At 51.4% G+C, this 24,981-nt stretch carries 27 protein-coding genes; 13 read left to right on the forward strand and 14 right to left on the reverse strand.

Annotation, left to right across the window (positions count from 1 at the left end):
• The first annotated feature begins 71 nt into the window (after positions 1–71).
• A complete protein-coding gene (gene cpdB / locus WES_RS02450) occupies positions 72–2,018 on the forward strand; it encodes a 2',3'-cyclic-nucleotide 2'-phosphodiesterase (protein ID WP_016159988.1) in 1,947 nt (648 codons plus the stop codon).
• Between the two features lie 118 nt (positions 2,019–2,136).
• Here the strand turns inward: cpdB and WES_RS02445 are convergent, their stop codons facing one another.
• Entirely contained in the window at positions 2,137–2,517 is a 381-nt protein-coding gene (locus tag WES_RS02445) for a winged helix-turn-helix transcriptional regulator (protein ID WP_016159987.1), read from the reverse strand.
• Between the two features lie 88 nt (positions 2,518–2,605).
• On the opposite strand from WES_RS02445, the gene qorB reads away from it, so the two are divergent.
• The 3 genes from qorB (at position 2,606) to ytfE (ending at position 5,310) form a co-directional block, all read left to right on the forward strand.
• A complete protein-coding gene (qorB, locus tag WES_RS02440; protein WP_016159986.1) occupies positions 2,606–3,466 on the forward strand; it encodes an NAD(P)H:quinone oxidoreductase in 861 nt (286 codons plus the stop codon).
• Positions 3,467–3,574: 108 nt separating this feature from the next.
• Entirely contained in the window at positions 3,575–4,540 is a 966-nt protein-coding gene (locus WES_RS02435) for a DMT family transporter (RefSeq protein ID WP_016159985.1), read from the forward strand.
• A gap of 107 nt (positions 4,541–4,647) precedes the next feature.
• Complete coding sequence (ytfE, locus tag WES_RS02430; RefSeq protein ID WP_016159984.1) at positions 4,648–5,310, forward strand: iron-sulfur cluster repair protein YtfE; 663 nt, start codon at positions 4,648–4,650, stop codon at positions 5,308–5,310.
• A 44-nt stretch (positions 5,311–5,354) separates the two neighbouring features.
• On the opposite strand, the gene cycA is transcribed toward ytfE, so the two are convergent.
• Together cycA and fklB are read right to left on the reverse strand one after the other, a co-directional pair.
• Positions 5,355–6,767, reverse strand: a complete 1,413-nt coding sequence (gene cycA / locus WES_RS02425; RefSeq protein ID WP_016159983.1) for a D-serine/D-alanine/glycine transporter — start codon at positions 6,765–6,767, stop codon at positions 5,355–5,357.
• Between the two features lie 308 nt (positions 6,768–7,075).
• Entirely contained in the window at positions 7,076–7,696 is a 621-nt protein-coding gene (fklB, locus tag WES_RS02420) for a BamJ family beta-barrel-assembly machinery protein (RefSeq protein ID WP_000211237.1), read from the reverse strand.
• A gap of 216 nt (positions 7,697–7,912) precedes the next feature.
• Here fklB and ytfB point away from each other — a divergent pair, with 216 nt between their 5' ends.
• Positions 7,913–8,551: a cell division protein YtfB gene (gene ytfB / locus WES_RS02415; RefSeq protein ID WP_001119466.1), complete on the forward strand. Its 639-nt coding sequence runs from the start codon at positions 7,913–7,915 to the stop codon at positions 8,549–8,551.
• On the opposite strand, the gene WES_RS02410 is transcribed toward ytfB, so the two are convergent.
• A complete protein-coding gene (locus WES_RS02410; RefSeq protein WP_010348212.1) occupies positions 8,535–9,182 on the reverse strand; it encodes a TetR/AcrR family transcriptional regulator in 648 nt (215 codons plus the stop codon). The two genes, ytfB and WES_RS02410, sit on opposite strands and share 17 nt — an antisense overlap.
• Before the next feature lie 211 nt (positions 9,183–9,393).
• On the opposite strand from WES_RS02410, the gene WES_RS02405 reads away from it, so the two are divergent.
• The 6 genes from WES_RS02405 (at position 9,394) to WES_RS02380 (ending at position 16,813) form a co-directional block, all read left to right on the forward strand.
• Complete coding sequence (locus WES_RS02405; RefSeq protein ID WP_016159982.1) at positions 9,394–10,185, forward strand: 3-ketoacyl-ACP reductase; 792 nt, start codon at positions 9,394–9,396, stop codon at positions 10,183–10,185.
• Between the two features lie 9 nt (positions 10,186–10,194).
• Positions 10,195–11,037 carry a sugar phosphate isomerase/epimerase family protein gene (locus WES_RS02400; protein WP_001205236.1) on the forward strand — a complete coding sequence of 281 codons (843 nt, stop codon included), beginning with the start codon at positions 10,195–10,197 and terminating at the stop codon, positions 11,035–11,037.
• Between the two features lie 9 nt (positions 11,038–11,046).
• A complete protein-coding gene (locus tag WES_RS02395) occupies positions 11,047–11,823 on the forward strand; it encodes an enoyl-CoA hydratase/isomerase family protein (RefSeq protein WP_016159981.1) in 777 nt (258 codons plus the stop codon).
• A gap of 9 nt (positions 11,824–11,832) precedes the next feature.
• Positions 11,833–13,374, forward strand: a complete 1,542-nt coding sequence (locus WES_RS02390; protein WP_016159980.1) for an acyl CoA:acetate/3-ketoacid CoA transferase — start codon at positions 11,833–11,835, stop codon at positions 13,372–13,374.
• Positions 13,371–15,443 (forward strand): FAD-dependent oxidoreductase, encoded by a 2,073-nt coding sequence (locus tag WES_RS02385; RefSeq protein WP_016159979.1) that lies wholly within the window; start codon positions 13,371–13,373, stop codon positions 15,441–15,443. The genes WES_RS02390 and WES_RS02385 overlap by 4 nt, the downstream gene beginning before the upstream one ends.
• Before the next feature lie 92 nt (positions 15,444–15,535).
• Complete coding sequence (locus tag WES_RS02380) at positions 15,536–16,813, forward strand: MFS transporter (protein ID WP_001033619.1); 1,278 nt, start codon at positions 15,536–15,538, stop codon at positions 16,811–16,813.
• A 100-nt stretch (positions 16,814–16,913) separates the two neighbouring features.
• On the opposite strand, the gene rplI is transcribed toward WES_RS02380, so the two are convergent.
• Genes rplI through rpsF form a run of 4 tightly spaced genes read right to left on the reverse strand, consistent with a single transcriptional unit; the run spans position 16,914 to position 18,353 of the window.
• Entirely contained in the window at positions 16,914–17,363 is a 450-nt protein-coding gene (rplI, locus tag WES_RS02375) for a 50S ribosomal protein L9 (protein ID WP_001196062.1), read from the reverse strand.
• Between the two features lie 41 nt (positions 17,364–17,404).
• Entirely contained in the window at positions 17,405–17,632 is a 228-nt protein-coding gene (gene rpsR / locus WES_RS02370) for a 30S ribosomal protein S18 (protein ID WP_000135199.1), read from the reverse strand.
• 4 nt (positions 17,633–17,636) lie between these two features.
• The gene (gene priB / locus WES_RS02365) at positions 17,637–17,951 is read right to left on the reverse strand and encodes a primosomal replication protein N (protein ID WP_016159978.1); all 315 of its coding nucleotides are present in this window, start codon (positions 17,949–17,951) and stop codon (positions 17,637–17,639) included.
• A 6-nt stretch (positions 17,952–17,957) separates the two neighbouring features.
• Positions 17,958–18,353, reverse strand: coding sequence for a 30S ribosomal protein S6 (gene rpsF / locus WES_RS02360; protein WP_001216676.1), 396 nt, complete (start codon positions 18,351–18,353; stop codon positions 17,958–17,960).
• A gap of 326 nt (positions 18,354–18,679) precedes the next feature.
• Between rpsF and yjfY the strand changes: the two genes are divergently transcribed.
• Complete coding sequence (gene yjfY, locus WES_RS02355) at positions 18,680–18,955, forward strand: DUF1471 family protein YjfY (protein ID WP_000492914.1); 276 nt, start codon at positions 18,680–18,682, stop codon at positions 18,953–18,955.
• A 127-nt stretch (positions 18,956–19,082) separates the two neighbouring features.
• Here the strand turns inward: yjfY and ulaF are convergent, their stop codons facing one another.
• From ulaF to ulaA, 6 genes are read right to left on the reverse strand one after another with little or no spacing between them, the layout of a single operon-like run.
• On the reverse strand, positions 19,083–19,769 hold the full coding sequence (gene ulaF, locus WES_RS02350) for an L-ribulose-5-phosphate 4-epimerase UlaF (RefSeq protein WP_016159977.1): 687 nt from the start codon (positions 19,767–19,769) through the stop codon (positions 19,083–19,085).
• Positions 19,769–20,623 (reverse strand): L-ribulose-5-phosphate 3-epimerase UlaE, encoded by an 855-nt coding sequence (gene ulaE / locus WES_RS02345; RefSeq protein WP_016159976.1) that lies wholly within the window; start codon positions 20,621–20,623, stop codon positions 19,769–19,771. The genes ulaF and ulaE overlap by 1 nt, the downstream gene beginning before the upstream one ends.
• Positions 20,624–20,632: 9 nt before the next feature.
• Entirely contained in the window at positions 20,633–21,283 is a 651-nt protein-coding gene (ulaD, locus tag WES_RS02340) for a 3-keto-L-gulonate-6-phosphate decarboxylase UlaD (protein WP_000056749.1), read from the reverse strand.
• A gap of 13 nt (positions 21,284–21,296) precedes the next feature.
• Complete coding sequence (gene ulaC, locus WES_RS02335; protein WP_000776505.1) at positions 21,297–21,761, reverse strand: PTS ascorbate transporter subunit IIA; 465 nt, start codon at positions 21,759–21,761, stop codon at positions 21,297–21,299.
• A 9-nt stretch (positions 21,762–21,770) separates the two neighbouring features.
• Complete coding sequence (ulaB, locus tag WES_RS02330) at positions 21,771–22,076, reverse strand: PTS ascorbate transporter subunit IIB (protein ID WP_000218362.1); 306 nt, start codon at positions 22,074–22,076, stop codon at positions 21,771–21,773.
• 15 nt (positions 22,077–22,091) lie between these two features.
• Complete coding sequence (ulaA, locus tag WES_RS02325; RefSeq protein ID WP_001355100.1) at positions 22,092–23,489, reverse strand: PTS ascorbate transporter subunit IIC; 1,398 nt, start codon at positions 23,487–23,489, stop codon at positions 22,092–22,094.
• Positions 23,490–23,843: 354 nt separating this feature from the next.
• Here ulaA and ulaG point away from each other — a divergent pair, with 354 nt between their 5' ends.
• Positions 23,844–24,908 carry an L-ascorbate 6-phosphate lactonase gene (gene ulaG, locus WES_RS02320; protein WP_010351293.1) on the forward strand — a complete coding sequence of 355 codons (1,065 nt, stop codon included), beginning with the start codon at positions 23,844–23,846 and terminating at the stop codon, positions 24,906–24,908.
• Positions 24,909–24,981: the final 73 nt, after the last annotated feature.

Genomic DNA, 24,981 nt, shown 5'->3' on the forward strand with positions numbered 1-24,981 from the left:
TATTATTTATGGCATCCTTCACGCTCCGTATGAAAGACGTCTCATCTTCTTGTTCATAAAAGGATGCCCAGATGGTTAAGTTTAGTGCAACGCTTCTTGCTACGCTGATTGCCGCCAGTGTGAATGCGGCAACAGTCGATCTCCGCATAATGGAAACCTCTGATTTGCATAGCAACATGATGGATTTCGATTATTACAAAGATACATCGACAGAAAAATTTGGACTGGTACGTACCGCGAGCCTGATTAATGACGCGCGCAACGAAGTGAAAAATAGCGTACTGGTCGATAACGGTGACCTGATCCAGGGTAGCCCGCTGGCAGATTACATGTCGGCGAAAGGATTAAAAGCAGGTGATGTTCATCCGGTCTATAAGGCGCTGAATACGCTGGATTATACCGTTGGCACACTCGGCAATCATGAATTTAACTACGGTCTGGATTATCTGAAAAATGCGCTGGCTGGAGCAAAATTCCCCTATGTGAATGCCAACATCATTGACGCTAAAACCAAACAGCCGATGTTTACACCGTATTTAATTAAAGACACCGAAGTGGTCGATAAAGACGGCAATAAACAGACGCTTAAGATTGGCTACATCGGTGTTGTACCACCACAGATCATGGGATGGGATAAGGCCAATTTATCCGGCAAAGTCACCGTTAACGATATAACGGAAACTGTGCGCAAGTACGTGCCGGAAATGCGCGAGAAAGGTGCCGATGTTGTTGTCGTTCTGGCGCACTCTGGCTTGTCTGCTGATCCGTATAAAGTGATGGCGGAAAACTCAGTTTATTATCTCAGTGAAATTCCGGGCGTTGACGCCATTATGTTTGGTCATGCTCACGCCGTTTTCCCGAGTAAAGATTTTGCTGATATCAAAGGCGTAGATATCGCCAAAGGCACGATTAACGGTGTTCCAGCAGTGATGCCTGGCATGTGGGGCGATCATCTCGGCGTGGTTGATCTGCAACTCGATAATGACAGCGGAAAATGGCAGGTGACGCAGGCGAAAGCGGAAGCACGCCCGATTTACGACATCGCCAATAAAAAATCCCTTGCGGCGGAAGATAGCAAACTGGTCGATACGCTTAAAGCCGATCACAACGCCACACGCCAGTTTGTCAGCAAGCCGATTGGAAAATCTGCCGACAATATGTATAGCTATCTGGCGCTGGTGCAGGACGATCCGACCGTGCAGGTGGTGAACAACGCACAAAAAGCGTATGTCGAACATTACATCCAGGGCGATCCCAATCTGGCAAAACTGCCGGTGCTCTCTGCTGCTGCGCCGTTTAAAGTTGGCGGTCGCAAAAACGACCCAGCCAGCTATGTTGAAGTGGAAAAAGGCCAGCTTACCTTCCGCAACGCTGCCGATCTCTATCTCTACCCCAATACGCTGATCGTGGTGAAAGCCAGCGGTAAAGAGGTGAAAGAGTGGCTGGAGTGCTCTGCCGGACAGTTTAATCAGATTGACCCCAACAGCACGAAACCACAGTCACTCATCAACTGGGATGGTTTCCGCACCTATAACTTTGATGTTATTGATGGCGTGAATTACCAGATTGACGTCACCCAGCCCGCCCGCTATGACGGTGAATGTCAGGTGGTTAATGCTAATGCGGAAAGGATTAAGAATCTGACCTTTAACGGCAAACCGATTGATCCGAATGCCATGTTCCTCGTTGCCACCAATAACTATCGCGCTTACGGCGGCAAATTTGCCGGTACGGGTGACAGCCATATTGCTTTTGCTTCACCGGATGAAAACCGCTCGGTGCTGGCAGCGTGGATCGCAGAAGAGTCGAAGCGTGCGGGGGAAATTCACCCGGCGGCAGATAACAACTGGCGTTTGGCACCGATCCCCGGCGATAAGAAACTGGATATCCGTTTCGAAACTTCTCCGACAGATAAAGCCACTGCGTTTATTAAAGAGAAAGGGCAATATCCGATGAAAAAAGTCGCGACCGATGATATCGGATTTGCGATTTATCAGGTGGATTTGAGTCAGAAATAGACATCTTTTTCGACCTACAAATCGCATCCGGCACTTATTGGCGGATGCGATGCTGACGTATCTTATCCGCCCTACAAGTCATGAAGCGCAGGGTGGATAAGCGCAGCGCATCCGGCAGTTATGCCGCACGTTCATCCCGCACCGCCAGCACCTCTGGCAGATGAATCTCAATCCAGTCCGCCAGCGCAGCAACCTTTTCACTCACCTGCTCGCCCAGCGGCGTGAGGCTATATTCCACATGTGGCGGCACCACCGGATACGAGATACGGTTAAGAAACCCATCCTGTTCCAGCGCCTGTAACGACTGCGCAAGCATCTTTTCACTCACCCCGCCCATTTTACGGCGCAGGTCGCTAAAGCGATAAGTGCCTTCACGTAGCGCCACCAGAATCAATACTCCCCAACGGCTGGTGACGTGTTTCAGCACCTCGCGCGACGGGCACTGTTCAGCGAAGAGATTTCCCTCTTTCAGTTGTTGCGACAGACTAACCTGACTCATTTCACACTTACCTTTTTGTACGTACTTACTAAAAGTAAGTTTAGGTGGTAGCGTATTTAAACACAAGACAAAACGATGGAGACTTCCCATGATCGCTATTACCGGCGCAACCGGCCAACTTGGTCACTATGTTATTGAGTCCCTGGTGAAAACCGTCCCTGCCAGCCAAATAGTGGCTATCGCACGTAATCCGGCAAAAGCCCAGGCATTGAGCGCGCAAGGCATTACCGTGCGTCAGGCTGACTACGGCGATGAAGCCGCACTGACATCTGCGCTACAGGGCGTGGAAAAACTGCTGCTGATCTCTTCCAGCGAAGTGGGTCAACGTGCCCCGCAGCATCGTAATGTTATTAATGCCGCAAAGGCGGCTGGCGTGAAATTTATTGCGTACACCAGTCTGCTGCACGCGGATAAATCTCCGCTCGGCCTGGCTGCTGAGCATATCGAGACGGAGAAAATGCTGGCTAATTCTGGCATCGCTTATACCCTGCTGCGCAACGGCTGGTATACCGAGAACTACCTCGCCAGCGCCCCGGCAGCACTGGAGCACGGCGTATTCATCGGTGCGGCGGGCGATGGCAAAATTGCCTCAGCAACGCGGGTAGATTATGCAGCCGCTGCCGCGCGCGTGATTAGCGAAGCCGGTCACGAAGGCAAGGTTTACGAACTGGCGGGCGATAGTGCCTGGACGTTGACACAGTTAGCGGCAGAGCTGACCAAACAGAGCGGCAAGCCGGTTACCTACCAGAACCTGAGCGAAGCCGATTTCGCCACTGCGCTGAAAGGCGTTGGTCTTCCTGTCGGACTGGCGGACATGCTGGCTGATTCTGACGTTGGCGCATCGAAAGGTGGTCTGTTTGATAACAGCAAAACGCTTAGCAAATTGATTGGCCGCCCAACGACAACGCTAGCCGAAAGCGTAAGCCATCTTTTTAATGTTAATAACTAGTTAATTAAAGTGGCATCCTCCCGCATCCTCTCTGATAATGACGGGATGCCGGGAGCAACCATGTCTGCTTCCTGAACATTTCTTCTGACAGACCAGTGGATGCCAGTGATGATTAGCGGCGTGCTGTACGCCCTGCTAGCAGGGTTGATGTGGGGGCTTATTTTTGTCGGGCCGTTGATCGTGCCGGAATACCCGGCGATGTTGCAGTCGATGGGGCGTTATCTGGCGTTAGGGTTAATTGCGCTACCCATTGCCTGGCTGGGGCGCGTGCGTCTGCGTCAGTTGGCGCGTCGCGATTGGTTTACCGCCTTGATGCTCACCATGATGGGCAACCTGATTTATTATTTTTGCCTTGCCAGTGCCATTCAACGTACCGGCGCGCCTGTTTCCACGATGATTATCGGCACCCTGCCGGTGGTGATTCCTGTCTTTGCCAATCTGCATTATAGCCAGCGCGACGGCAAACTCGCGTGGGGAAAACTCGCCCCGGCACTGATTTGTATTGGCATCGGCCTGGCGTGTGTGAATATTGCTGAGTTAAACCACGGACTCCCCGATTTTGACTGGGCACGTTATACCTCTGGCATCGTGCTAGCGTTAGTTTCCGTGGTCTGCTGGGCATGGTATGCCCTGCGCAACGCCCGCTGGCTGCGGGAAAATCCCGACAAACATCCGATGATGTGGGCGACGGCGCAGGCGCTGGTCACGCTGCCGGTTTCTCTCATCGGCTATCTCGTCGCCTGTTACTGGCTGAATATACAAACGCCGGACTTCTCCTTACCTTTTGGCCCCCGTCCGCTGGTGTTTATTAGTCTGATGGTTGCGATAGCCGTGCTTTGCTCATGGGTTGGCGCACTCTGCTGGAACGTCGCCAGCCAGCGATTACCGACAGTGATTCTCGGGCCGCTGATTGTTTTCGAAACGCTGGCAGGTTTGCTGTACACCTTTTTACTCCGCCAGCAAATGCCGCCGCTAATGACGCTGAGCGGTATCGCGCTGTTAGTAATTGGCGTGGTCATTGCGGTCAGAGCAAAACCAGAAAAACCTTTAACTGAATCTGTCTCAGAAAGTTGACACGCTGGCAGTGAGTTAAATAAGCCTCTGCTACGTAAGGGTTATAGCTTTTGCCTTAAAGATGCATTTAAAATACATCTTATCTTATTAAGAATGAGGTATCAGCTATGGCTTATCGCGACCAACCTTTAGGTGAACTGGCGCTCTCTATTCCTCGCGCTTCGGCTCTGTTTCGTAAATATGATATGGATTACTGCTGCGGCGGTAAGCAGACGCTGGCGCGCGCGGCGGCACGTAAGGAGCTGGATGTTGACGCCATTGAAGCCGAACTGGCAAAGCTTGCTGAACAACCGATTGAGAAAGACTGGCGTAGCGCGCCGCTGGCGGAAATCATCGACCATATCATCGTGCGCTACCACGATCGTCACCGCGAACAACTGCCGGAACTGATTCTGCAAGCCACCAAAGTAGAGCGCGTTCACGCCGACAAACCGAGCGTGCCAAAAGGGCTGACAAAATACCTGACCATGCTGCATGAAGAGCTTTCCAGCCATATGATGAAAGAAGAGCAAATTCTCTTCCCGATGATTAAACAAGGCATGGGTAGCCAGGCAATGGGGCCTATCAGTGTGATGGAAAGCGAGCACGATGAAGCGGGCGAACTGCTGGAAGTGATCAAACACACCACCAATAACGTCACACCGCCGCCGGAAGCCTGCACCACCTGGAAAGCGATGTATAACGGCATTAATGAACTGATTGATGACCTGATGGAGCATATCAGCCTGGAAAACAATGTACTGTTCCCACGCGCGCTGGCGGGTGAGTGATCTAAAAGCTGGATGGCATTGCGCCATCCAGCATGATAATGCGGTTATTTCCGCAGTTCAGCAGCCCGCTTCTTACCAATAAACAACCAGCCCAACCCCAGCGCGATAAACCACAACGGGGTAACCAGCAGCGCCTGGCGGGTGTCATCTTCCAGCGTCAGCAGCACGATGACGAATACAAAGAATGCCATACATACCCAGCACATCAGTTTGCCGAGCGGCATCTTGTAGATCGACTTCTCATGCAGGTGCGGACGTTGTTTGCGGTACACCAGGTACGAACAAAGGATAATCGTCCAGACGAACATAAACAGAATCGCGGAAACTGTAGTGATCATCGTGAACGCGCCAATCACGCTGGGATTCACATACAACATCACCACGCCGCCGAGCAGGCAGATGCAGGAGAAGGTCAGCCCTTTCGCTGGTACTGCGCGTTTAGAGAGTTTAGCGAACGCTTTCGGCGCGACGCCTTCCTGTGCCAGACCAAACAACATACGGCTGGTAGAAAATACGCCACTGTTAGCAGAAGAAGCCGCAGAGGTCAGCACCACAAAGTTAATCACGCTTGCCGCCGCAGGCAGCCCCACCAGCACAAACAGTTCAACAAATGGGCTTTTCTCCGCGACCACAGAACTCCACGGCGTCACGGACATAATTACAATCAGCGCGAAGACGTAGAACATAATGATGCGGATCGGAATGGAGTTAATTGCGCGTGGCAGTGATTTCTCCGGATCTTTCGTTTCCGCAGCCGTTGTACCGACCAACTCAATCCCCACGAAAGCGAAAACCGCTATCTGGAATCCGGCAAAGAAGCCGCTTAAGCCTTTCGGGAACCAGCCGCCGTCATTCCACAAATGCGCGAACGACGCTTCCACACCGGTCGGAGACTGGAAGTGCATCATCACCATGATCAGACCAACGACAATCAGCGACACGATGGCGACGATTTTGATCATCGCAAACCAGAACTCCATCTCACCGAACATTTTTACCGTGGCGAGGTTTAGAACCAGTAACAGAATGATCACGGATAACGAAGCAACCCAGTCAGAAAGCCCCGGGAACCAGAACTGCGCATAAGCGGTAATAGCGACAACATCCGCCATACCAGTAACTACCCAACAGAACCAATAAGTCCAGCCGGTGAAATATCCTGCCCACGGCCCCAATAAATCGGAAGCGAAGTCACTAAAAGATTTATATTCCAGATTCGAAAGCAGCAATTCCCCCATTGCCCGCATCACGAAAAAGAGCATAAAACCGATGATCATATAAACGAAAATGATCGACGGCCCGGCAAGACTAATTGTTTTACCGGAACCCATAAACAACCCTGTACCTATGGCACCGCCAATGGCAATAAGCTGAATATGTCGGTTTGTGAGATTGCGCCGTAGCGACTGTTCAGCCGGAGCCTGATCATCGGCAACGACTTTTACCTGATCTACCATGTTTTTTTCTTCCTGTACCTGTCTGTGTTGTTCAGGCTCTGCGGCCTTTAGTCAGTCTATGATACGACGAATCTGTATCGGGACTCATCGATATTAGGTAACAATACGCGGGATGAATACTAAGATTTAGATCTAATGTTAATTTTATGTTTAAAATGAGTGTCATATCACGGTGATAACGCGAAACAGCTCACAAAAATACACGCTTACGTGGTCTTTGCAACACAAAATAGCGTCGTTTGGCAAACTGAAGGGTTTATTGCTGAATGCCTGCTCCCCTCTGGCTCGAGGGGAACAGAATGCGCTGCTTAGAGGATTTCCAGCAGTTCGACTTCAAACACCAGGGTGCTGAACGGAGGGATGGACGCGCCTGCGCCACGCTCGCCATAAGCCAGTTCCTGTGGGATGGTCAGTTCCCATTTAGAACCCACCGGCATCAGAGTCAGTGCTTCAATCCAGCCTGGGATCACGCCGTTAACCGGGAATTCAGCCGGCTCACCACGGGCAACGGAGCTGTCAAATACAGTACCGTCGATCAGCTTACCGGTGTAATGAACGCGAACGCGGTCGGTACGCGCAGGAATTGCGCCTTCGCCCTGATTGATCACGCGGAATTGCAGGCCAGATTCGGTGCTGTTCACGCCCTCTTTCTTGGCGTTTTCTTCCAGGTATTTCACACCTTCGGCAGCCATCGCCTGGAAACGCTGACGACGAACGGCATCGGCACGTTCGTGAATTTCACGCAGCGCGCGGTGCACCACATCAACCGGAACAGCCGGATGTTTACCTTCCAGCGCATCGGCAATGCCCGCAACCAGTGCTTCTGGCAGCAGCCCTTGCAGACCAGATTCACTCAGTTGTTGCCCTACCTGCAAACCAATACCGTAGCTTGCTTGCGCTTCGATGGTATCAAAAGTTGGAGTGGTCATCGTATTTCCTTTCTTCGGGTATAAAGTAGCGGCAGCATATCAGCCACACTTCCTTGGGTAAAACTTTGTCGCGGGAATGATGACAAATCACGGGGAAAAAGAAACAATAGCAATATCCCGTATGAATATAATAAAGGCGGGTTTACCACGGACATCATAGCGTTAGCTTATTCATAGGCTATGATTGAGGAACAAGACGCGGAGCAGGAGGAAACCATGCCCGGGCGCTTTGAACTAAAACCAACCCTGGAGAAAGTCTGGCACGCGCCGGACAATTTTCGCTTCATGGACCCGCTGCCGCCGATGCATCGTCGGGGGATCATTATTGCCGCCATTGTATTGGTGGTCGGTTTTCTGCTTCCGTCTGATGATACGCCCAACGCGCCGGTGGTGACGCGTGAAGCGCAGCTGGATATTCAGTCGCAATCACAACCGCCAACGGAAGAACAACTGCGGGCGCAATTAGTTACCCCACAAAATGATCCTGATCAGGTGGCTCCGGTCGCCCCTGAACCGATACAGGAAGGCCAGCCGGAAGATCAGCCACAAACTTCGCAAACGCAACCTTTCCAGCCAGATGGTGGAATTGATAATCAGTGGCGCTCTTATCGTGTCGAACCGGGTAAAACGATGGCGCAATTGTTCCGCGACCACGGACTACCCGCTACCGATGTCTATGCGATGGCGCAGGTAGAAGGCGCGGGCAAGCCGCTAAGTAATTTGCAAAATGGGCAATTGGTACAAATCCGCCAGAACGCCAGCGGCGTAGTGACGGGCTTAACCATTGATACGGGGAATAATCAACAGGTTCTGTTTACCCGCCAGCCGGATGGCAGTTTTATTCGTGCGCGGTAGATGAAGGGTCAACGAGAAGCCAGCTAAGGATCGTCTCTTTGATGACCTTACGTCTGGCTTCCAGCGCCTGCGGTGAAACCATACTGATGTGATAAACCAGGCCAAGCGTATGCTGGTTGATCAAATAATATCCCCCGAGCGCGGCAATATTAATATTCACCTGCAACGGGTCGATATCTGGCTTAAAAATATTGAGTCTCTTCCCTTCAGCCAACAAAGATTCCATTAACTGCAAGTGCGCATGGTTAATTTCTAAAAGTCGCTGTGATTTTGCATAATGCACACCTTTACTCTGGTTTTCACTATGCACAATTTTTAAAAACCAGGGGTTAGCAATGTAATAATCCCAGGTAAAATCGATGATTTTTTCAATTGCTTTTTGTGGAGGAAGACCTGAAACATCCAGGGATTTTTCTTTTTGTCGAATATCGTTCCAGGTATATTCCAGCACTTCGATAAATAAATTTTCTTTATTACCAAAGTGGTGATAAACCGTCTGTTTACTGCACCCTGCGGCCTTAACAATATTATCGACTCTGGCTCCTTCGTAACCATATTCGGCAAATTCATTAACCGCACATAACAGCAGCTTTTCCTTCAGGCTCTGTACGTTGCTGGTATCAAGATACATAACGCTTCCCCACGACCTCTTCAAGATGACTATCTTAACCCGATTAATTAGAAGCTCCAGTAAAAAGGCTAAAAACTCGTACTTTCATCGGGTTATCAAATGTCCTGTGATCACTATCGCATATCAACCAACCAGATGGTTGATCTTTCTTGCCGCACGTCGCAAGCTAATCGTCACTTAGGGAAACAATATTCAAAAAGAGAGCTATTGTATGAAATCCACTCGTCCTGTTGCCGTCATCACTGGAGCCGCACGTGGCATTGGTAAGGGGTGTGCGCTGGAGCTTGCCCGTGGCGGATTTAATCTGTTGATTAACGATCGCCCCGATGCCGACAGCGTAGAAAAATTACATGCCACGCAACAGGAATGTATGGCAGAAGGCGTGGAAGTGATTTGCTTCCCTGCCAATGTTGGCGATCTCTACCTGCATGAAGAGATGCTCGACGCGGCGCAAAATCAGTGGGGGCGTCTGGACTGCCTGCTCAATAACGCGGGTATTTCTGTGAAAAAACGCGGTGATCTCCTCGACCTCGAACCAGACAGTTTCGACCAAAACATTGCTATTAACACCCGCGCGCCGTTCTTCCTCGCACAGGCATTCAGTAAACGTCTGCTCGCACAGCCAAAACCAGAAACAGAATTCCCGCACCGCTCGATTATTTTTGTCAGCTCAATCAACGCCATCATGCTGGCGATGAATCGCGGCGAATATACCATCGCTAAAACCGCCGTTTCTGCCGCTGCTCGTCTGTTTGCCGCTCGCCTTTGCAACGAACAAATTGGCGTCTATGAAGTGCGCCCTGGTCTAATCAAAACCGATATGACTATTCCAGCAACGGCTTATTACGACGAACTGATCGCTAAGGGACTGGTGCCGTGGGGACGTTGGGGTTATCCGGCTGATATAGCCTCCACTGTCCGCGCGATGGCGGAAGGCAAACTGATTTACACCTGTGGTCAGGCCGTCGCCATCGACGGTGGCTTAAGTATGCCGCGTTTCTGAGGCTGAACCATGAGAGATCTGTTACAACGCCCGGATTTATTCAGCATCAATACCGCGACGCTGGGCTATAAAACCCCGCTACCCGCCATTATTGATGCCTGCGCCGCACGCGGTATAGGTGCGATCGCCCCCTGGCGCAGAGAGTTGCAGGGCGAAGATCTTCAGCAGATCGCCCGTCAGCTTGCCGCCAGTAACATGAGCGTTTCCGGTTTATGTCGTAGCACCTACTACACCGCGCCGACGCTGGCAGAGCGCAAACTGGCGATTGATGATAACCGCCGGGCGCTGGACGACGCAGCGGTGCTGAACGCCGCCTGTTATATGCAGGTGGTTGGCGGCTTACCCCAGGGCACAAAAGATCTGTATGAAGCACGGGAACAGGTGAAACAAGGGATACGCCAGTTACTGCCACATTCGAAAGAAGTTGGCGTGCCGATTGCGCTGGAGCCACTGCACCCAATGACCGCCGCCGATCGCTCTTGTTTGTGCACGTTACGCCAGGCGCTGGACTGGTGTGATGAACTCGATCCCGATGGCGAATTTGGCCTCGGCGTGGCTGTGGATGTTTACCATGTCTGGTGGGATCCGGATCTGGCCAGCCAGATCCGGCGCGCCGGAAAACGTATTCTCGCATTTCATGTTTCCGACTGGTTAGTGCCGACCACCGATCTGGTCAATGACCGGGGAATGCCGGGAGATGGCGTGATAAATATTCCGTCAATTCGTCGACTGGTTGAAAACGCCGGATTTAATGGCGCTATTGAACTGGAAATATTCTCACCGTACTGGTGGCAGAAAGATATTAACAGCACGCTGGATATTAGCGTCGATCGCATCGCGCATTATTGCTAAGGAATAATCATGAGTGACCAACCCGTTCTGTTCAGCAGAGCGGCGGCTTCCTGCCGTCTGACGTTGAACCGTGAAGATAAATGTCATGCTATTAACGAAGAGATGATTGAATCTCTCGACCATTATTTAAATGAAATTGAAAACGACACCACATTACGATTAGTCGAATTAACGGCAACCGGCGATAAATTCTTTTGTGCGGGCGGTGATATTAAATCGTGGTCGGCCTATTCGCCATTAGATATGGGCAGAAAATGGATTAAACGCGGTAATGACGTTTTTAATCGCCTGCGCAATTTACCGCAATTAACGGTTGCGAATCTCAACGGTCATACCATCGGCGGCGGTATTGAACTTGCCTTGTGCTGCGATATTCGAATCGCTCGCCCCAGCGCGAAATTTTCTAACCCGGAAGTCATGCTCGGCATGGTGCCTGGCTGGATGGGCATTGAACGCGTGCTTAATCAGGTTGGCCCGGTGGTCGGTCGCCAGATGCTGATGCTAGGTAAACGTCTGACGGCACATGAAGCCCAGGCGGCGAATTTAATTGATGAAGTAGTAGAAAAAGAACAGGTGGAAAGCTGGATGGCGAACCAGTTAGCGCAGCTGGAAAAATGTGGTCCGGTGGCACTGGCGCATATTAAGCAGCTGATTCTGGCACTGGAAAATAAACACGCTGAATACCCACACCAGTTACTGGCTGGATTAATGTCCGCCACTCAGGATTGCCAGCAGGCGACGCAGGCATTTGCCGAAAAAAGTAGCGTGAGCTTCCATAATCAATAAGGAAATTGTATGCGTAAGATAACAACCGCCGAGGCACTGGCGGCGCAAATTCAGGATGGCGCAACCATTGCCATTAGCGGTAACGGCGGCGGCATGGTGGAAGCCGACCATATTTTGGCAGCTATTGAAGCGCGTTTCCTGCAAACCGGACATCCACGCGACCTGACGCTAATCCACTCGCTGGGCATTGGCGATCGCGACTGCAAAGGCACGAACCGCTTCGCTCATGCTGAAATGCTCAAACGCATTATTGCCGGACACTTTACCTGGTCGCCCAAAATGCAGGAACTGGTGAAGAACAATGCCATTGAAGCCTACTGCTTCCCAGGCGGTGTGATTCAGGCATTGCTGCGGGAAATTGGTGCCGGACGTCCGGGACTTTTTACCCACGTTGGCCTGGGATCATTTGTTGATCCACGCAATGGCGGCGGAAAGTCGAACGCTTGCACCACCGAGGATCTGGTAGAACTGATCGAAATTGATGGCGAAACCAAACTCCGCTATCGCCCTTTCAAAGTGGACTATGCCATTTTGCGGGGCACCTATGCCGATCCGCATGGCAACGTCAGCCTCGAAGAAGAAGCGATTGATATGGATAGCTATTCGATGGCGCTGGCAGCACACAACAGCGGTGGCAAAGTGTTCGTACAGGTGCGCGATGTACTGGAAGCTGGCGCTATTGAACCACGTCGGGTCAAATTACCGGGGATTCTGGTTGATGGCATCGTTGAATACCGCGAACAACCGCAAACCTATCTTGGCGGTTACGACCTGACGATCAGCGGTCAACATCGCCGTCTGAGTTCTAACGACGCTATTGAACTGGTTAGTCATCCGGTACGTCGCTTAATTGCCCGTCGGGCAGCGCGCGAGCTGGTCGCAGGCGCTTCAACCAACTTTGGCTTTGGTATCCCCGGCGGTATTCCTGGGGTTGCGCTGCGTGAAGGCGTTCCTTACCAAAGTTTATGGCTAAGCGTCGAGCAAGGCGTGCATAACGGTATGATGCTGGATGACGCGTTTTTCGGCTGCGCCCGTAACGCCGACGCCATTATCCCTTCGCTGGATCAATTCGAGTTCTACAGCGGCGGCGGCATCGACATTACGTTCCTCGGCATGGGCGAGATGGATCAACATGGTAACGTCAACGTCTCACATCTCAATGGCAATCTGATTGGCCCCGGTGGATTTCTCGAAATTGCGCAAAACGCCCGTAAGGTGGTGTTCTGCGGCACGTTCGACGCCAAAGGCAGCAAGATTGATGTAACACCAGATGGCTTGCATATCGCCCAGTCAGGTCAAATCCCTAAACTGGTTACTCAGGTGGAAAAAATCACCTTTAGCGCCGCCTACGCACAGCAAAGCGGTCAGGAAGTACTGTATATCACTGAACGTGCGGTATTCCAGTTAACGGCAGAAGGCGTTGAATTAATTGAAATCGCGCCGGGCGTAGAGATTGACCGCGACATTCTGCCGTATATGGCCTTCCGTCCAATTATCAACCAACCGCGCCTGATGGAAAGTAGCCTTTTTACGCCGATGGAGGACGCATGAGCCAGCCTGATGACGCCATCCTCGATGCGCTGACCCACGTCACCTTCCCGAAGGGTTTTGTGTCAACAGAGCCAACGTCAATTATCACGGTGGACGGTGTTGACTACCCACTCTGGCAAACAGATGCTCTGGTCGTTGGTAGCGGCGCGGCAGGATTACGTGCGGCGGTTGAACTGAAACGTCGCCAGCAAAATGTGCTGATCGCCACCGCCGGGTTATATATGGGAACATCGGCCTGCTCCGGTTCCGATAAACAGACGCTGTTTACCGCCGCTACGGCGGGCAACGGCGATAACTTCGCCAAACTTGCCGAAGCACTGGCGAGCGGCGGTGCGATGGATCACGACACGGCGTATGTTGAAGCAGTCGGTTCCCTGCATACCCTTGGCGGGCTGCAATATCTCGGTCTGGAATTACCGGAAGATCGCTATGGTGCAATTCTCCGTTATCAGACCGACCATGACGAAGCCGGACGCGCAACCTCCTGTGGGCCGCGCACTTCTCGTCTGATGGTGAAAGTATTGCTCGAAGAAGTGCAGCGTCTTTCCATCCCACTGTTGACCAGTGCAACGGTGATTAAACTGCTGCATCAACGCGGTGAAAACGGCGAAGATCGTGTAGCCGGGGCTATCCTCGCAACCGGTTCCCGCGCCCATAACCCGTGGGGGCTGGCAATTGTCACTGCGCCCAATGTGGTACTGGCAACAGGCGGGCCGGGCGAGCTTTATCGCGACAGTGTTTATCCGCATAAATGCTTTGGCTCGCTGGGGCTGGCGCTGGAAGAAGGTCTGACGCTAACCAATCTGACCGAAAGCCAGTTTGGTATAGGCACGCCGCGCAGCACGTTTCCGTGGAATTTATCCGGCACCTATGTGCAGGTGATCCCGTATATCTATTCCGTGGATGCCGAGGGCAACGAGTATAACTTCCTCGCAGATTACTATCGCACCACCCAGGAACTGGCTTCAAACATCTTCCGTAAAGGCTATCAGTGGCCGTTCCACGCTACGCGAGTGATGGATTTCGGCTCAAGCCTGTTGGACATGGCGGTAGCGCAAGAGCAGCAATCAGGCCGCCTGGTTTTTATGGATTTCAATCGAAATCCTGAAGCGGTGCCTGGTGATTTGCCCTTCTCATTAGATCGACTGGACGACGACGTTCGCGCATATCTGGAAAATAACGACGCTCTGGCGCCATCGCCTATCGAACGTCTGCAACGAATGAATCCGCTGTCCATCTCGCTGTATAAGATGCACGGTTACGATCTCACCACGCAGCCGTTGCAGTTTGCCATGAACAATCAGCATATGAATGGCGGCATTGAGGTTGATATCTGGGGGCAAACTTCTCTGCCCGGTTGTTTTGCGGTGGGAGAAGTCGCCGGAACTCACGGTGTTACCCGACCTGGCGGCGCGGCGCTGAATGCCGGACAGGTTTTTGCCGTGCGTCTGGCGCGTTTTATTGGCTGCACACAAAAGCGATCTGTTGAAGATGATGTCGCACAATTGGCATCTCCGGCACTAAATTCAATCAGAGAGATCATCACTCAGGCGCTGGCAAACGAAAATGGAATGGCGCTGGCTGCGGTGAAAGAAAAAATCCAGGCGCGAATGTCTGATTACGCCGGATTTATTTGTCATGCCGATAAAGTTCGTCACGCCGCCCGTGACGCCCTGCTGTTAAGTGAGTTTGTGCAACAACACGGTTTGACTATCAACCATGTTGGCGAAATTGCCGAGCTATTTATGTGGCGGCATATGGCGCTGACGTCTGCCGCCGTATTGACACAGTTGACGCATTATATTGATGCAGGCGGCGGCAGCCGTGGGGCGCGGATGGTTATTGATCCACAAGGCGAATGCCTTCCACAAACTCGTCGCGGTGCAAAAGAAGAATGGCGTTTTCGCTCTGAACTCGCTGACGATAAAAATCACAGATTAACTATTCATTATTCACAAGACTCTTTTATTACTGAAGTGAAGTCTTTACGTGTGCTACCGCGTATTAATGGTATTTACTTTGAAAAAAACTGGCCAGATTTTCTAAAGGGAGAGATTTATACACAATAATTCTTAATATGTTCTCTGTACCTGATTTTTATTAACTATTACACGGAATTACCAACAACCAGGGTTTATTAATATAATTAAAAGGTTTAAACATGAATAAAATAAAGAATTACCGGTGGCATATGATTGCCCTCGTATGCTTTATCACTGTAATCAATTATCTGGACAGAACGGCGTTAGGTATTGCAGCTCCAACTATTATGGAGACAACTGGAATAACCAAAGAGCAATATTCATGGATTGTCAGTGCATTCCAGTTGGCCTATACATTGGGTCAACCGGTAATGGGATTCTTTATTGACACTGTTGGTCTGAAATTGAGTTTTGCGATTTGTGCCGCAGTATGGGGGCTGGCAACAATGGGTCATGCGCTGACCGGAACATGGTCAGGTCTGGCATTTATGCGCGCCCTGATGGGTTTCAGCGAAGCGTCGGCAATTCCGGCCGGTGTAAAAACCGCATCAACATGGTTCCCGGCAAAAGAGCGTGGCGTGGCAACAGGTGTTTTCAATATGGGCACCTCACTCGGCGCGATGCTTGCACCACCGCTAATTGCCTGGTGCATTATGTTTCATAGCTGGCAATTTGCGTTTATTGTCTCAGGTAGCCTTGCTTTGCTCGCGGCTTTATTTTGGTTCTTTTGTTATAAAGATCCAAAAGATGCCAAACGCCTTTCTGATGAAGAGCGCCACTATATTGAATCAGGGCAAGAACAGCATCTTAAAACAGATAAGAAAGAAAAAACATCAATCAAGCATATCCTCAGCCAACGTAATTTCTGGGGGATTGGCATCGCGCGTTTTCTCGCTGACCCGGCATGGGGAACCATTAACTTCTGGGTGCCAATTTTCTTTGTTGAAACGCTGCATTTTAGCCTGAAAGAAATTGCGATGTTCGTCTGGCTACCTTTCCTGTTGGGCGACCTTGGCTGTTTAGCCAGTGGTTTTGTCGCGAAGTTCTTCCACGATCGCGGCGTGAGTTTAATCAACTCACGAAGAATTACCTTCACTATCGCTGCCGTCATTATGATGACGATTGGTCTGGTGAGTATTGTCGAAAATCCCTACATTGCCGTATTACTGATTAGTATTGGCGCGTTCTCGCATCAATGCCTTTCTACTGTGGCAGCAACTCTGGGCGGCGATCTGTTCAAAAAAGACGAAGTGGCTACCGCAGTGGGTATGGCAGGAGCCTGTGCGTGGAGCGGTCAGTTGATTTTCAACCTGTTCATCGGGGCATTCGTTCACATTATCGGCTTCGCGCCGTTCTTTATTGCCCTGGCTTTCTTTGACATTATTGGCGCTATTGCATTGTGGACGCTTATCAAAGTTAAAGATGAAGAACCGCAAGTACAGCTAGCGACAAGCTAATTAATAGATATCAGAGCGTTATACTCCAGTTGTAACGCTTTCGCTATAAAGCAAAACGCCGACCAATGGTCGGCGTTTTTACGTCTCGTTGAATAACGAATTATTCAGCTACTACGTTTACGATCACTTTCGCGAATACTTCGCTGTGAACCTGGAAGCTCACTTCGTGTTCGCCAGTGGTACGCAGAACGCCGTTCGGCAGACGAACTTCGCTCTTAGCCACTTCAACGCCAGCTGCAGTTACAGCGTCAGCGATGTCGCGAGTACCGATGGAACCGAACAGTTTACCTTCGTCGCCAGCTTTAGACGCGATGGTAACAGTTTCCAGTGCATTGATTTTCTCAGCGCGAGCATTAGCTGCTGCCAGAACTTCAGCCAGTTTAGCTTCCAGTTCAGCGCGACGTGCTTCGAAGAATTCAATGTTTTTCTTGGTAGCTGGAACAGCTTTACCCTGCGGTACCAGGAAGTTACGAGCATAGCCCGCTTTAACGTTTACCTGATCACCCAGGCTACCCAGGTTTGCTACTTTATCAAGCAGAATAACTTGCATTACCTTATCCTCTCAAAGTCGTATTAATGGACCGTGACCGATTACTGATGGCGATCAGTGTACGGCAGCAGGGACAGGTAGCGAGCGCGTTTGATAGCGCGAGCCAGCTGACGCTGGTATTTTGCACGGGTACCGGTGATACGGCTTGGGACAATCTTACCGCTTTCGGTGATGTAGTTTTTCAGCGTAGCGATATCTTTATAGTCGATCTCTTGAACGCCTTCCGCGGTGAAACGGCAGAACTTGCGACGACGGAAATAACGTGCCATATGGCTAGTCTCCAGAATCTATCAATTCAATCTGCTCGGCATGCAAAACCATTTTGCTCAGTCCGTTCTTTGCCTTGTGGCATGAAATGAACCCCTGAACGGTTATGCGACTGCCGACCGTTATACTGTGAGTAATGGCCTGGTTTTCGTGTCCGCTAATAATAACGGGCATTTGGCACCACGCCTGCCGGTGAAAACCGGCTTCCTCCTGCACAGAACGATGCTCAAGCACGAACTGGCAGTGAGGAATTCCTGATGGACTGACCTTTCGAAGGGGAGTCCTGCACACGGTGCCGGACAACACCAGACGGTTGGTCATCAGAAATTACTCTTCAGAATCCCCAGCTTCAGCATCATCAGCGGTTTCGTTTGCGAAATCATCGCGACGCTCACGGCGCTCGTCTTTCGCTTTAACCATCGGAGATGCTTCGGTAACGGCGTGCTTAGTACGCATTACCATGCTACGGATAACGGCGTCGTTGAAGCGGAAGGTAGTTTCCAGCTCATCGATCACTTCCTGCGGCGCTTCAACGTTCATCAGAACGTAGTGAGCTTTGTGCAGTTTGTTGATCGGGTAAGCCAGCTGACGGCGGCCCCAGTCTTCCAGACGGTGGATCTTGCCTTCTGCACCAGTGATGGCAGCAGTGTAGCGCTCGATCATGCCCGGAACCTGTTCGCTCTGGTCAGGATGGACCATAAAAACGATTTCGTAATGACGCATCGAATTGCTCCTTACGGATTATTCAGCCTCCTGTCTGGGTCAGCCGCAGCCCATGGAGGCAAGGAACGTGTTAAAGGGCGGCTGAAAAATGACGCGTTATAGTACTGGTATACCCCGCTAAACTCAAGGCCAGCCGACAAATAAATCTCACCTTTCGCCAAATCGTACTAACCCGCTGATTTGAAGTTCATCACATTCCATTACGGTGTTTTTTTGAACAACTGCATCAGAAATGGTCACCATCAACTTCTTTATCATTGATTAAAATTAAATCAGAAGATCATCACAGAGGAGAGCACACAAAGACAGCCGTCGAGGAGGTATCTATGTTCAGCCGTGTTTTAGCCCTTCTGGCTGTGCTTTTGCTAAGTGCAAATACATGGGCAGCCATTGAAATTAATAACCACCAGGCCAGAAATATGGACGACGTACAGAGCTTAGGCGTGATTTATATCAACCATAACTTCGCCACTGAAAGTGAAGCTCGCCAGGCACTGAATGAAGAGACAGATGCGCAAGGCGCAACGTACTACCACGTGATTCTGATGCGGGAACCGGGGAGTAACGGCAACATGCACGCCAGCGCGGATATTTATCGCTAGCACCAGGTATAACCAACGAAACATTGCCATAGTTTGCTTTGCCCCCTTCTCAGGGGGCTTTTTTTGAAAACGGCTGCGGAATCAGACCAGTTATCTCCCGAAGAAGGAAATTTCCGCAGCGCGTGTTTTACTTCTGCCCGTAATAGGCATTGGGACCATGCTTACGCATGAAGTGTTTATTCATCAGGTAGCTGTCGATGGGATTAAGCTGCGGGTTAATGCCGCGCGCAATCCACGCCATCTTCGCCACTTCTTCCATCACGACCGCGTTATGCACCGCATCGTGAGCATCTTTCCCCCAGGTAAATGGTCCGTGCTGATACACCACAATTCCCGGTGTATGCAGCGGCTCGGCATCGCCCAGCGTTTCGATAATCACTTTGCCGGTGTTCAGTTCATACTCGCCCTGCACCTCTTCTTCGCTTAATCCACGCGTACACGGGATGTCGCCAAAGAAGTAGTCAGCGTGCGTGGTGCCTAACGCCGGAATTGCCAGCCCCGCCTGCGCCCATGCGGTGGCATGAGTGGAGTGGGTATGGACAATGCCGCCAAGCGACGGGTAACGGCGGTAGAGTTCGAGATGCGTCGCGGTGTCTGATGAGGGGCGATACTGACCGTCCACCACCTTGCCACTCATATCGACCACCACCATATCGTCCGCTTTCATGGTTTCGTAGGCGATACCGCTGGGCTTGATCACCACCAGCCCGTGCTCGCGATCAATGGCGCTAACGTTGCCCCAGGTAAAGGTCACCAGCCCGTAACGCGGCAGATCCATATTGGCTTCAAACACCTGCTGTTTCAGCTTTTGCATTATGCCGCCTCCACCATACCTGCTTTGGCCATGCGCGCTTTCACCCAATCACGCGCTTTCGCCACTTCCGCCGCCGGGTCTTCCGCCGTTTCACTCCACATCTCAATCAGGTAAGGCCCGCAATAACCACTCTGTTTGAGCGTTTCAAAGCAACGTTCGAAATCCACCACGCCTTCACCAAACGGCACGTTTTTGAAGACGCCCGGTTTGGTGTCTTTCACATGCACTGCGACGATATGCCCGATTCCGGCCTGCAATTCCATCTGCACATCGTTATCCCACGCCGACAGGTTGCCGATATCCGGGTAGAGCTGGAACCACGGGTTGTTGAGATAGTGCGCGTAGCCCAAAGCCTTGCTGATGGAGTTCATCAGGGGGTAATCCATAATCTCCATCGCCAGCGTCACCTGCGCGCGGCTCGCCATCTCGACGCTCTCTTTCAGGCCGTCACGGAAACGACGACGCGTTTCATTATTGGCTTCCTGGTAGTAAACGTCATAGCCCGCCAGTTGGATCACGCGAATGCCGACGTCCTGCGCAAACTGGATGGCCTTACGCATAATCTCCAGCCCCTGCCCCCGCACTGCGTCATCTTCGCTGCCCAGCGGAAAACGACGATGAGCAGAAAGGCACATAGACGGCACGCGCACGCCGGTTTCCACAATTGCATTCACCAGCGCCAGACGCTGCTCGCGGCTCCAGTCGAGGCGCGACAGGCGATCGTCAGTTTCATCCACCGACATCTCGACAAAATCGAAGCCTAACGTTTTTGCCAGTTGCAGCCGTTCCAGCCAGCACTCCCCGGCGGGGAGTGCTTTTTCATAGATGCCAAGCGGGATTTGTTTGGACAACATATCCGCTCCTTAGCCCCACAGTTCGGCGATGGAACGTTTGAACTGACGTGCGGCTTCCACCGGAGAAGCGGCATCACGGATGCTGCGACCTGCGATAAACACATGAATCGGAATGCCTTTGAACAGCGGCAGATCTTCCAGCGCCAGGCCACCGGTGACGGTCACTTTGAAGCCCATATCGGAAAGGCGTTTGATCGCGGTAATGTCCGCTTCGCCCCAAGCCACGCCGGCGGCCTGCGCGTCACGGCTGCGATGATAAACCACCTGCCCAATGCCTGCGTCACGCCACTGCTGCGCCTGTTCCCAGGTCCAGTAACCGGTCAGTTCAATCTGCACATCACCGTTAAACTCTTTCGCCACGTCCAGCGCGCCTTTGGCGGTGTTGATATCCGCGCAGCAAATCACGGTCACCCAGTCAGCGTTGGCTTCGAAGCACATACGCGAAAGGATTTTGCCCGCATCGGCAATTTTGGCGTCTGCCAGCACAATTTTATGCGGGTAGAGTGCTTTAAGATCGCGAACCGCACGCACGCCTTCGCCCACGCACAGAATGGTGCCCACTTCGATAATGTCGACTTCTTCGGCAATCAGGCGAGTGGTTTCGTAGGCGCTATCCATAGTCTGGTTGTCCAGCGCGACTTGCAACATCGGTAATGACATCTTTAATTCCTTCTTAAGCTGCCGCGTTGGTGCGGTCAATGAGATCCAGTACTTCCTGCTCGGTACGGCAGGCGCGTAAACGGTCGAAATTCTCTTCATCTTCAAACAGGTTGACGATCTGCATGATGCCCACTTCCTGGTGAGTGTTGGCATCGACCGCCGCCATGGTGATGAGGATATCCACCGGATCGTTATCTTCGTGGTTGAACTCCAGCGGCTTTTTCAGCGTCACTAGCGCAAAACCGGTTTTCTTAACGCCCTCTTCTGGGCGACCGTGCGGCATTGCCAGGCCTGGTGCGAGCACAAAGTACGGACCGTGCTGTTCAACCGCATCCAGAATCGCCTGGTAGTAACGCGGCTCGACAACATCCGCCGCCACCAGCAGGTCAACGCCGATTTTCACTGCGTCCTGCCATGTCTCTGCTTCAGCCTGCAGGCGGATGGATTTATTCTCCGCCAGCGAATCACGTAATTTCATGGCGTGTCCTTACTTCACGTCCTGCGGGAAATGCTCTTTGATCACTTCCAGCAGTTTCGGGCCAAAGTCGGCAGGAGAGAGCATGTTGCGCACGCCAACCACGTATTTGTTGCCGGTCACAGTAATTTCGCCCGCGATATGGGTAGAAGCGATGATGATATCCGCGCCGCTCAACTCGCTTTTGTATTCGCCAACCGCGCAGCTGTTTACCGTGTGGTCAATGTTTGATTGGGTTAAAAACTGGTCCACTTTCATCTTCATGATCATGGAACTGCCTTGTCCGTTGCCACACACAGCCAGAATACGTACGGTCATAATCAAAACTCCTTATTAAGCAGACTGTTCTGCCAGTTGTTTTTCTGCATCTTCTTCTGCGCGCAGTGCGCGGCCAGCGAAGAACATATAAGCCAGTGCAATTACAATGATGACGGCCATAAAGGCGATACCGATGGAGAAGAAGCCCTGCATCATCGGCGGTGCCAGAATCGACCAGTCCGCCATACCCATCCAGGCACTCATACCGGTGAGTTTCACCGCCCAGACGCAACCAAAGATTTCGATCATCCCCATCACCAGACAAATCTTCAGCGCCGCGCGCCAGCCGCCGAAGTGGTTAGCGAACACGCCGATGGTGGCGTTAGAGAAGAACATCGGGATAAAGCCAGGAATAATCAGGATCGAGGAACCGCAGGCGACCAGGATGCCAACCGCAATCAGCTGACCGATAGTGCCCCACATAAAGCCCCAAACCACGGCGTTCGGCGCGAAGCTATAGATAGCCGCACAGTCAATCGCCAGAACCGCACCTGGGATCAGGCGCTGGGAGATACCGTTAAATGCTTCAGAGAGTTCCGCCACAAACATGCGCACGCCCTGAGTGATGATGAAGATCGCCACCGCGAAGGAGAAACCAGTTTGCAGGATGTACACCGTCCAGTGCACTTTGCCTGCCATCGCCTGCACGGTGTCGATACCGAAGGAGAGCAGAATGGCGCCAAAGAAGATGGTCATCACAATCGCCGTGGAGACGATGTTGTCGTGGAAAATATTCAGCCAACCTGGCAGTTTGAGGTCTTCAACACTCTCCTCTTTCTTGCCCAGGAACGGCGCGACTTTGTAGGCAATCCATGATGCAAACTGCTGCTGGTGACCGATGGAGAAACCGCAGCCGTCTGTCACTTCCTGAGTCGGCTTGTACATCATGTTGGAGGTGATGCCCCAATAGAGCGAAACCAGAATCGCAGTGCAGATAATGGTCGTCCACATGGAGTAGCCGAAGATAAACAGCGTTACCGCAATCAGCCCTGCCTGCTGGAACATAATGTGACCAGTCAGCATGATGGTACGAATGCCAGTAATTCGACGCAGCAGCACGTAACAGATGTTCAACGCCAGAGCCAACAGCACCGCATAACCCACCCAGCTATAGGCATCACCCATACGTTCGATGGTCGCCATCATTGAGGCATAGGTATCTGAAATCGCACCGTTAATGCCATAAACTTCCGACATTTTCGCCACTACCGGTTTGAAGGTGCTGGTAAGGATGCCGGATCCTGCCTGCAACAACATGAAACCAATAATGGTTTTAATCGTACCTTTGATAATCACGCTGACACTTTTGCGCAGCAGGATATAGCCCAGACAGGTCACAATACCCAGCAACAATGGGGCATTGGTCATGACCTGGTTAAAAAACACGGTAAAGATGTTGTAGAGGATCTCCATAACGATCTCCTGAAGAAGAGGTAACCGGGTATTCCACACACCCGGAATGTTGTGTACTCACTCTAATTTTCAAAAGTAATCACAACAAGATTATTTATGATTAAATGTGACGCGACACGCAAATAATTCCACAACGAAAGTATGTGATTCACATAAAGAAACAATTAATCATTTAAATTCATTAAGTTAACTTTATTACACATTCCATTAAATCTTTCCACAGCCAAAATTCACAACAACTTCCCAGGCCAAAAGTCAAAAAATGGTCATTGCCTTCCTGAAAAAATAGTGTCAGAATTAATCAAAACCAATCAATTATTGATTCGAATTGAACCATCATGAAGGTAAATGGCGATGAGTAAAGTGAAAAGTATCACCCGTGAATCCTGGATCCTGAGTACTTTCCCGGAGTGGGGTAGCTGGCTGAATGAAGAAATTGAACAGGAGCAGGTCGCACCAGGCACATTCGCGATGTGGTGGCTCGGCTGTACCGGGATCTGGTTGAAATCAGAAGGTGGCACCAACGTTTGCGTCGATTTCTGGTGCGGTACTGGCAAACAAAGCCACGGCAACCCGCTGATGAAACAGGGTCACCAGATGCAGCGCATGGCGGGCGTGAAAAAACTGCAACCAAACCTGCGTACCACGCCGTTTGTTCTTGATCCGTTTGCTATTCGCCAGATCGACGCCGTGCTGGCGACGCACGATCACAACGATCATATCGACGTGAACGTGGCAGCCGCCGTGATACAAAACTGCGCTGATGACGTACCGTTTATCGGGCCGAAAACCTGCGTGGATTTATGGATTGGCTGGGGCGTGCCGAAAGAACGTTGCATCGTGGTCAAACCAGGCGATGTAGTAAAAGTGAAAGACATTGAAATTCATGCGCTTGACGCGTTTGATCGTACTGCACTGATTACCCTGCCTGCGGATCAAAAAGCGGCGGGCGTACTGCCAGATGGTATGGACGATCGCGCGGTGAACTACCTGTTCAAAACGCCTGGCGGTTCCCTTTATCACAGCGGCGATTCCCACTACTCTAACTACTATGCGAAGCACGGTAACGAGCATCAGATCGACGTGGCGTTAGGATCGTACGGTGAGAACCCGCGCGGTATTACCGACAAAATGACCAGCGCCGATATGCTGCGTATGGGTGAAGCCCTGAATGCGAAAGTGGTTATCCCGTTCCACCACGATATCTGGTCAAACTTCCAGGCCGATCCGCAAGAGATCCGCGTGCTGTGGGAAATGAAAAAAGACCGCCTGAAGTATGGCTTCAAGCCGTTTATCTGGCAGGTTGGTGGCAAGTTCACCTGGCCGCTGGATAAAGACAACTTCGAGTACCACTATCCGCGTGGTTTTGACGATTGCTTCACTATTGAACCGGATCTGCCGTTCAAATCGTTCCTGTAATCGTGTCGTTTATACCGGATAGCGTAGAGATGTTCGCGCTATCCGGCGTAGTATTTCCTGGCTATTTCAAATA

Source organism: Escherichia sp. KTE31, assembly GCF_000407925.1.
Classification (GTDB): Bacteria; Pseudomonadota; Gammaproteobacteria; order Enterobacterales; family Enterobacteriaceae; genus Escherichia; species Escherichia ruysiae.

Coding starts and splice junctions, on each gene's coding strand:
- cycA (WP_016159983.1), bottom strand. CDS start 6,767: ATGGTAGATCAGGTAAAAGTCGTTGCCGATGATCAGGCTCCGGCTGAA.
- WES_RS02380 (WP_001033619.1), top strand. CDS start 15,536: ATGAATAAAATAAAGAATTACCGGTGGCATATGATTGCCCTCGTATGC.
- rpsR (WP_000135199.1), bottom strand. CDS start 17,632: ATGGCACGTTATTTCCGTCGTCGCAAGTTCTGCCGTTTCACCGCGGAA.
- WES_RS02445 (WP_016159987.1), bottom strand. CDS start 2,517: ATGAGTCAGGTTAGTCTGTCGCAACAACTGAAAGAGGGAAATCTCTTC.
- ulaE (WP_016159976.1), bottom strand. CDS start 20,623: ATGTTGTCCAAACAAATCCCGCTTGGCATCTATGAAAAAGCACTCCCC.
- ulaB (WP_000218362.1), bottom strand. CDS start 22,076: ATGACCGTACGTATTCTGGCTGTGTGTGGCAACGGACAAGGCAGTTCC.
- rplI (WP_001196062.1), bottom strand. CDS start 17,363: ATGCAAGTTATTCTGCTTGATAAAGTAGCAAACCTGGGTAGCCTGGGT.
- ulaA (WP_001355100.1), bottom strand. CDS start 23,489: ATGGAGATCCTCTACAACATCTTTACCGTGTTTTTTAACCAGGTCATG.
- cpdB (WP_016159988.1), top strand. CDS start 72: ATGGTTAAGTTTAGTGCAACGCTTCTTGCTACGCTGATTGCCGCCAGT.
- yjfY (WP_000492914.1), top strand. CDS start 18,680: ATGTTCAGCCGTGTTTTAGCCCTTCTGGCTGTGCTTTTGCTAAGTGCA.
- WES_RS02385 (WP_016159979.1), top strand. CDS start 13,371: ATGAGCCAGCCTGATGACGCCATCCTCGATGCGCTGACCCACGTCACC.
- ytfE (WP_016159984.1), top strand. CDS start 4,648: ATGGCTTATCGCGACCAACCTTTAGGTGAACTGGCGCTCTCTATTCCT.
- WES_RS02400 (WP_001205236.1), top strand. CDS start 10,195: ATGAGAGATCTGTTACAACGCCCGGATTTATTCAGCATCAATACCGCG.
- priB (WP_016159978.1), bottom strand. CDS start 17,951: ATGACCAACCGTCTGGTGTTGTCCGGCACCGTGTGCAGGACTCCCCTT.
- WES_RS02435 (WP_016159985.1), top strand. CDS start 3,575: ATGATTAGCGGCGTGCTGTACGCCCTGCTAGCAGGGTTGATGTGGGGG.
- ytfB (WP_001119466.1), top strand. CDS start 7,913: ATGCCCGGGCGCTTTGAACTAAAACCAACCCTGGAGAAAGTCTGGCAC.
- WES_RS02395 (WP_016159981.1), top strand. CDS start 11,047: ATGAGTGACCAACCCGTTCTGTTCAGCAGAGCGGCGGCTTCCTGCCGT.
- fklB (WP_000211237.1), bottom strand. CDS start 7,696: ATGACCACTCCAACTTTTGATACCATCGAAGCGCAAGCAAGCTACGGT.
- WES_RS02410 (WP_010348212.1), bottom strand. CDS start 9,182: ATGTATCTTGATACCAGCAACGTACAGAGCCTGAAGGAAAAGCTGCTG.
- ulaC (WP_000776505.1), bottom strand. CDS start 21,761: ATGAAATTACGTGATTCGCTGGCGGAGAATAAATCCATCCGCCTGCAG.
- ulaF (WP_016159977.1), bottom strand. CDS start 19,769: ATGCAAAAGCTGAAACAGCAGGTGTTTGAAGCCAATATGGATCTGCCG.
- ulaG (WP_010351293.1), top strand. CDS start 23,844: ATGAGTAAAGTGAAAAGTATCACCCGTGAATCCTGGATCCTGAGTACT.
- WES_RS02405 (WP_016159982.1), top strand. CDS start 9,394: ATGAAATCCACTCGTCCTGTTGCCGTCATCACTGGAGCCGCACGTGGC.
- ulaD (WP_000056749.1), bottom strand. CDS start 21,283: ATGTCATTACCGATGTTGCAAGTCGCGCTGGACAACCAGACTATGGAT.
- qorB (WP_016159986.1), top strand. CDS start 2,606: ATGATCGCTATTACCGGCGCAACCGGCCAACTTGGTCACTATGTTATT.
- WES_RS02390 (WP_016159980.1), top strand. CDS start 11,833: ATGCGTAAGATAACAACCGCCGAGGCACTGGCGGCGCAAATTCAGGAT.
- rpsF (WP_001216676.1), bottom strand. CDS start 18,353: ATGCGTCATTACGAAATCGTTTTTATGGTCCATCCTGACCAGAGCGAA.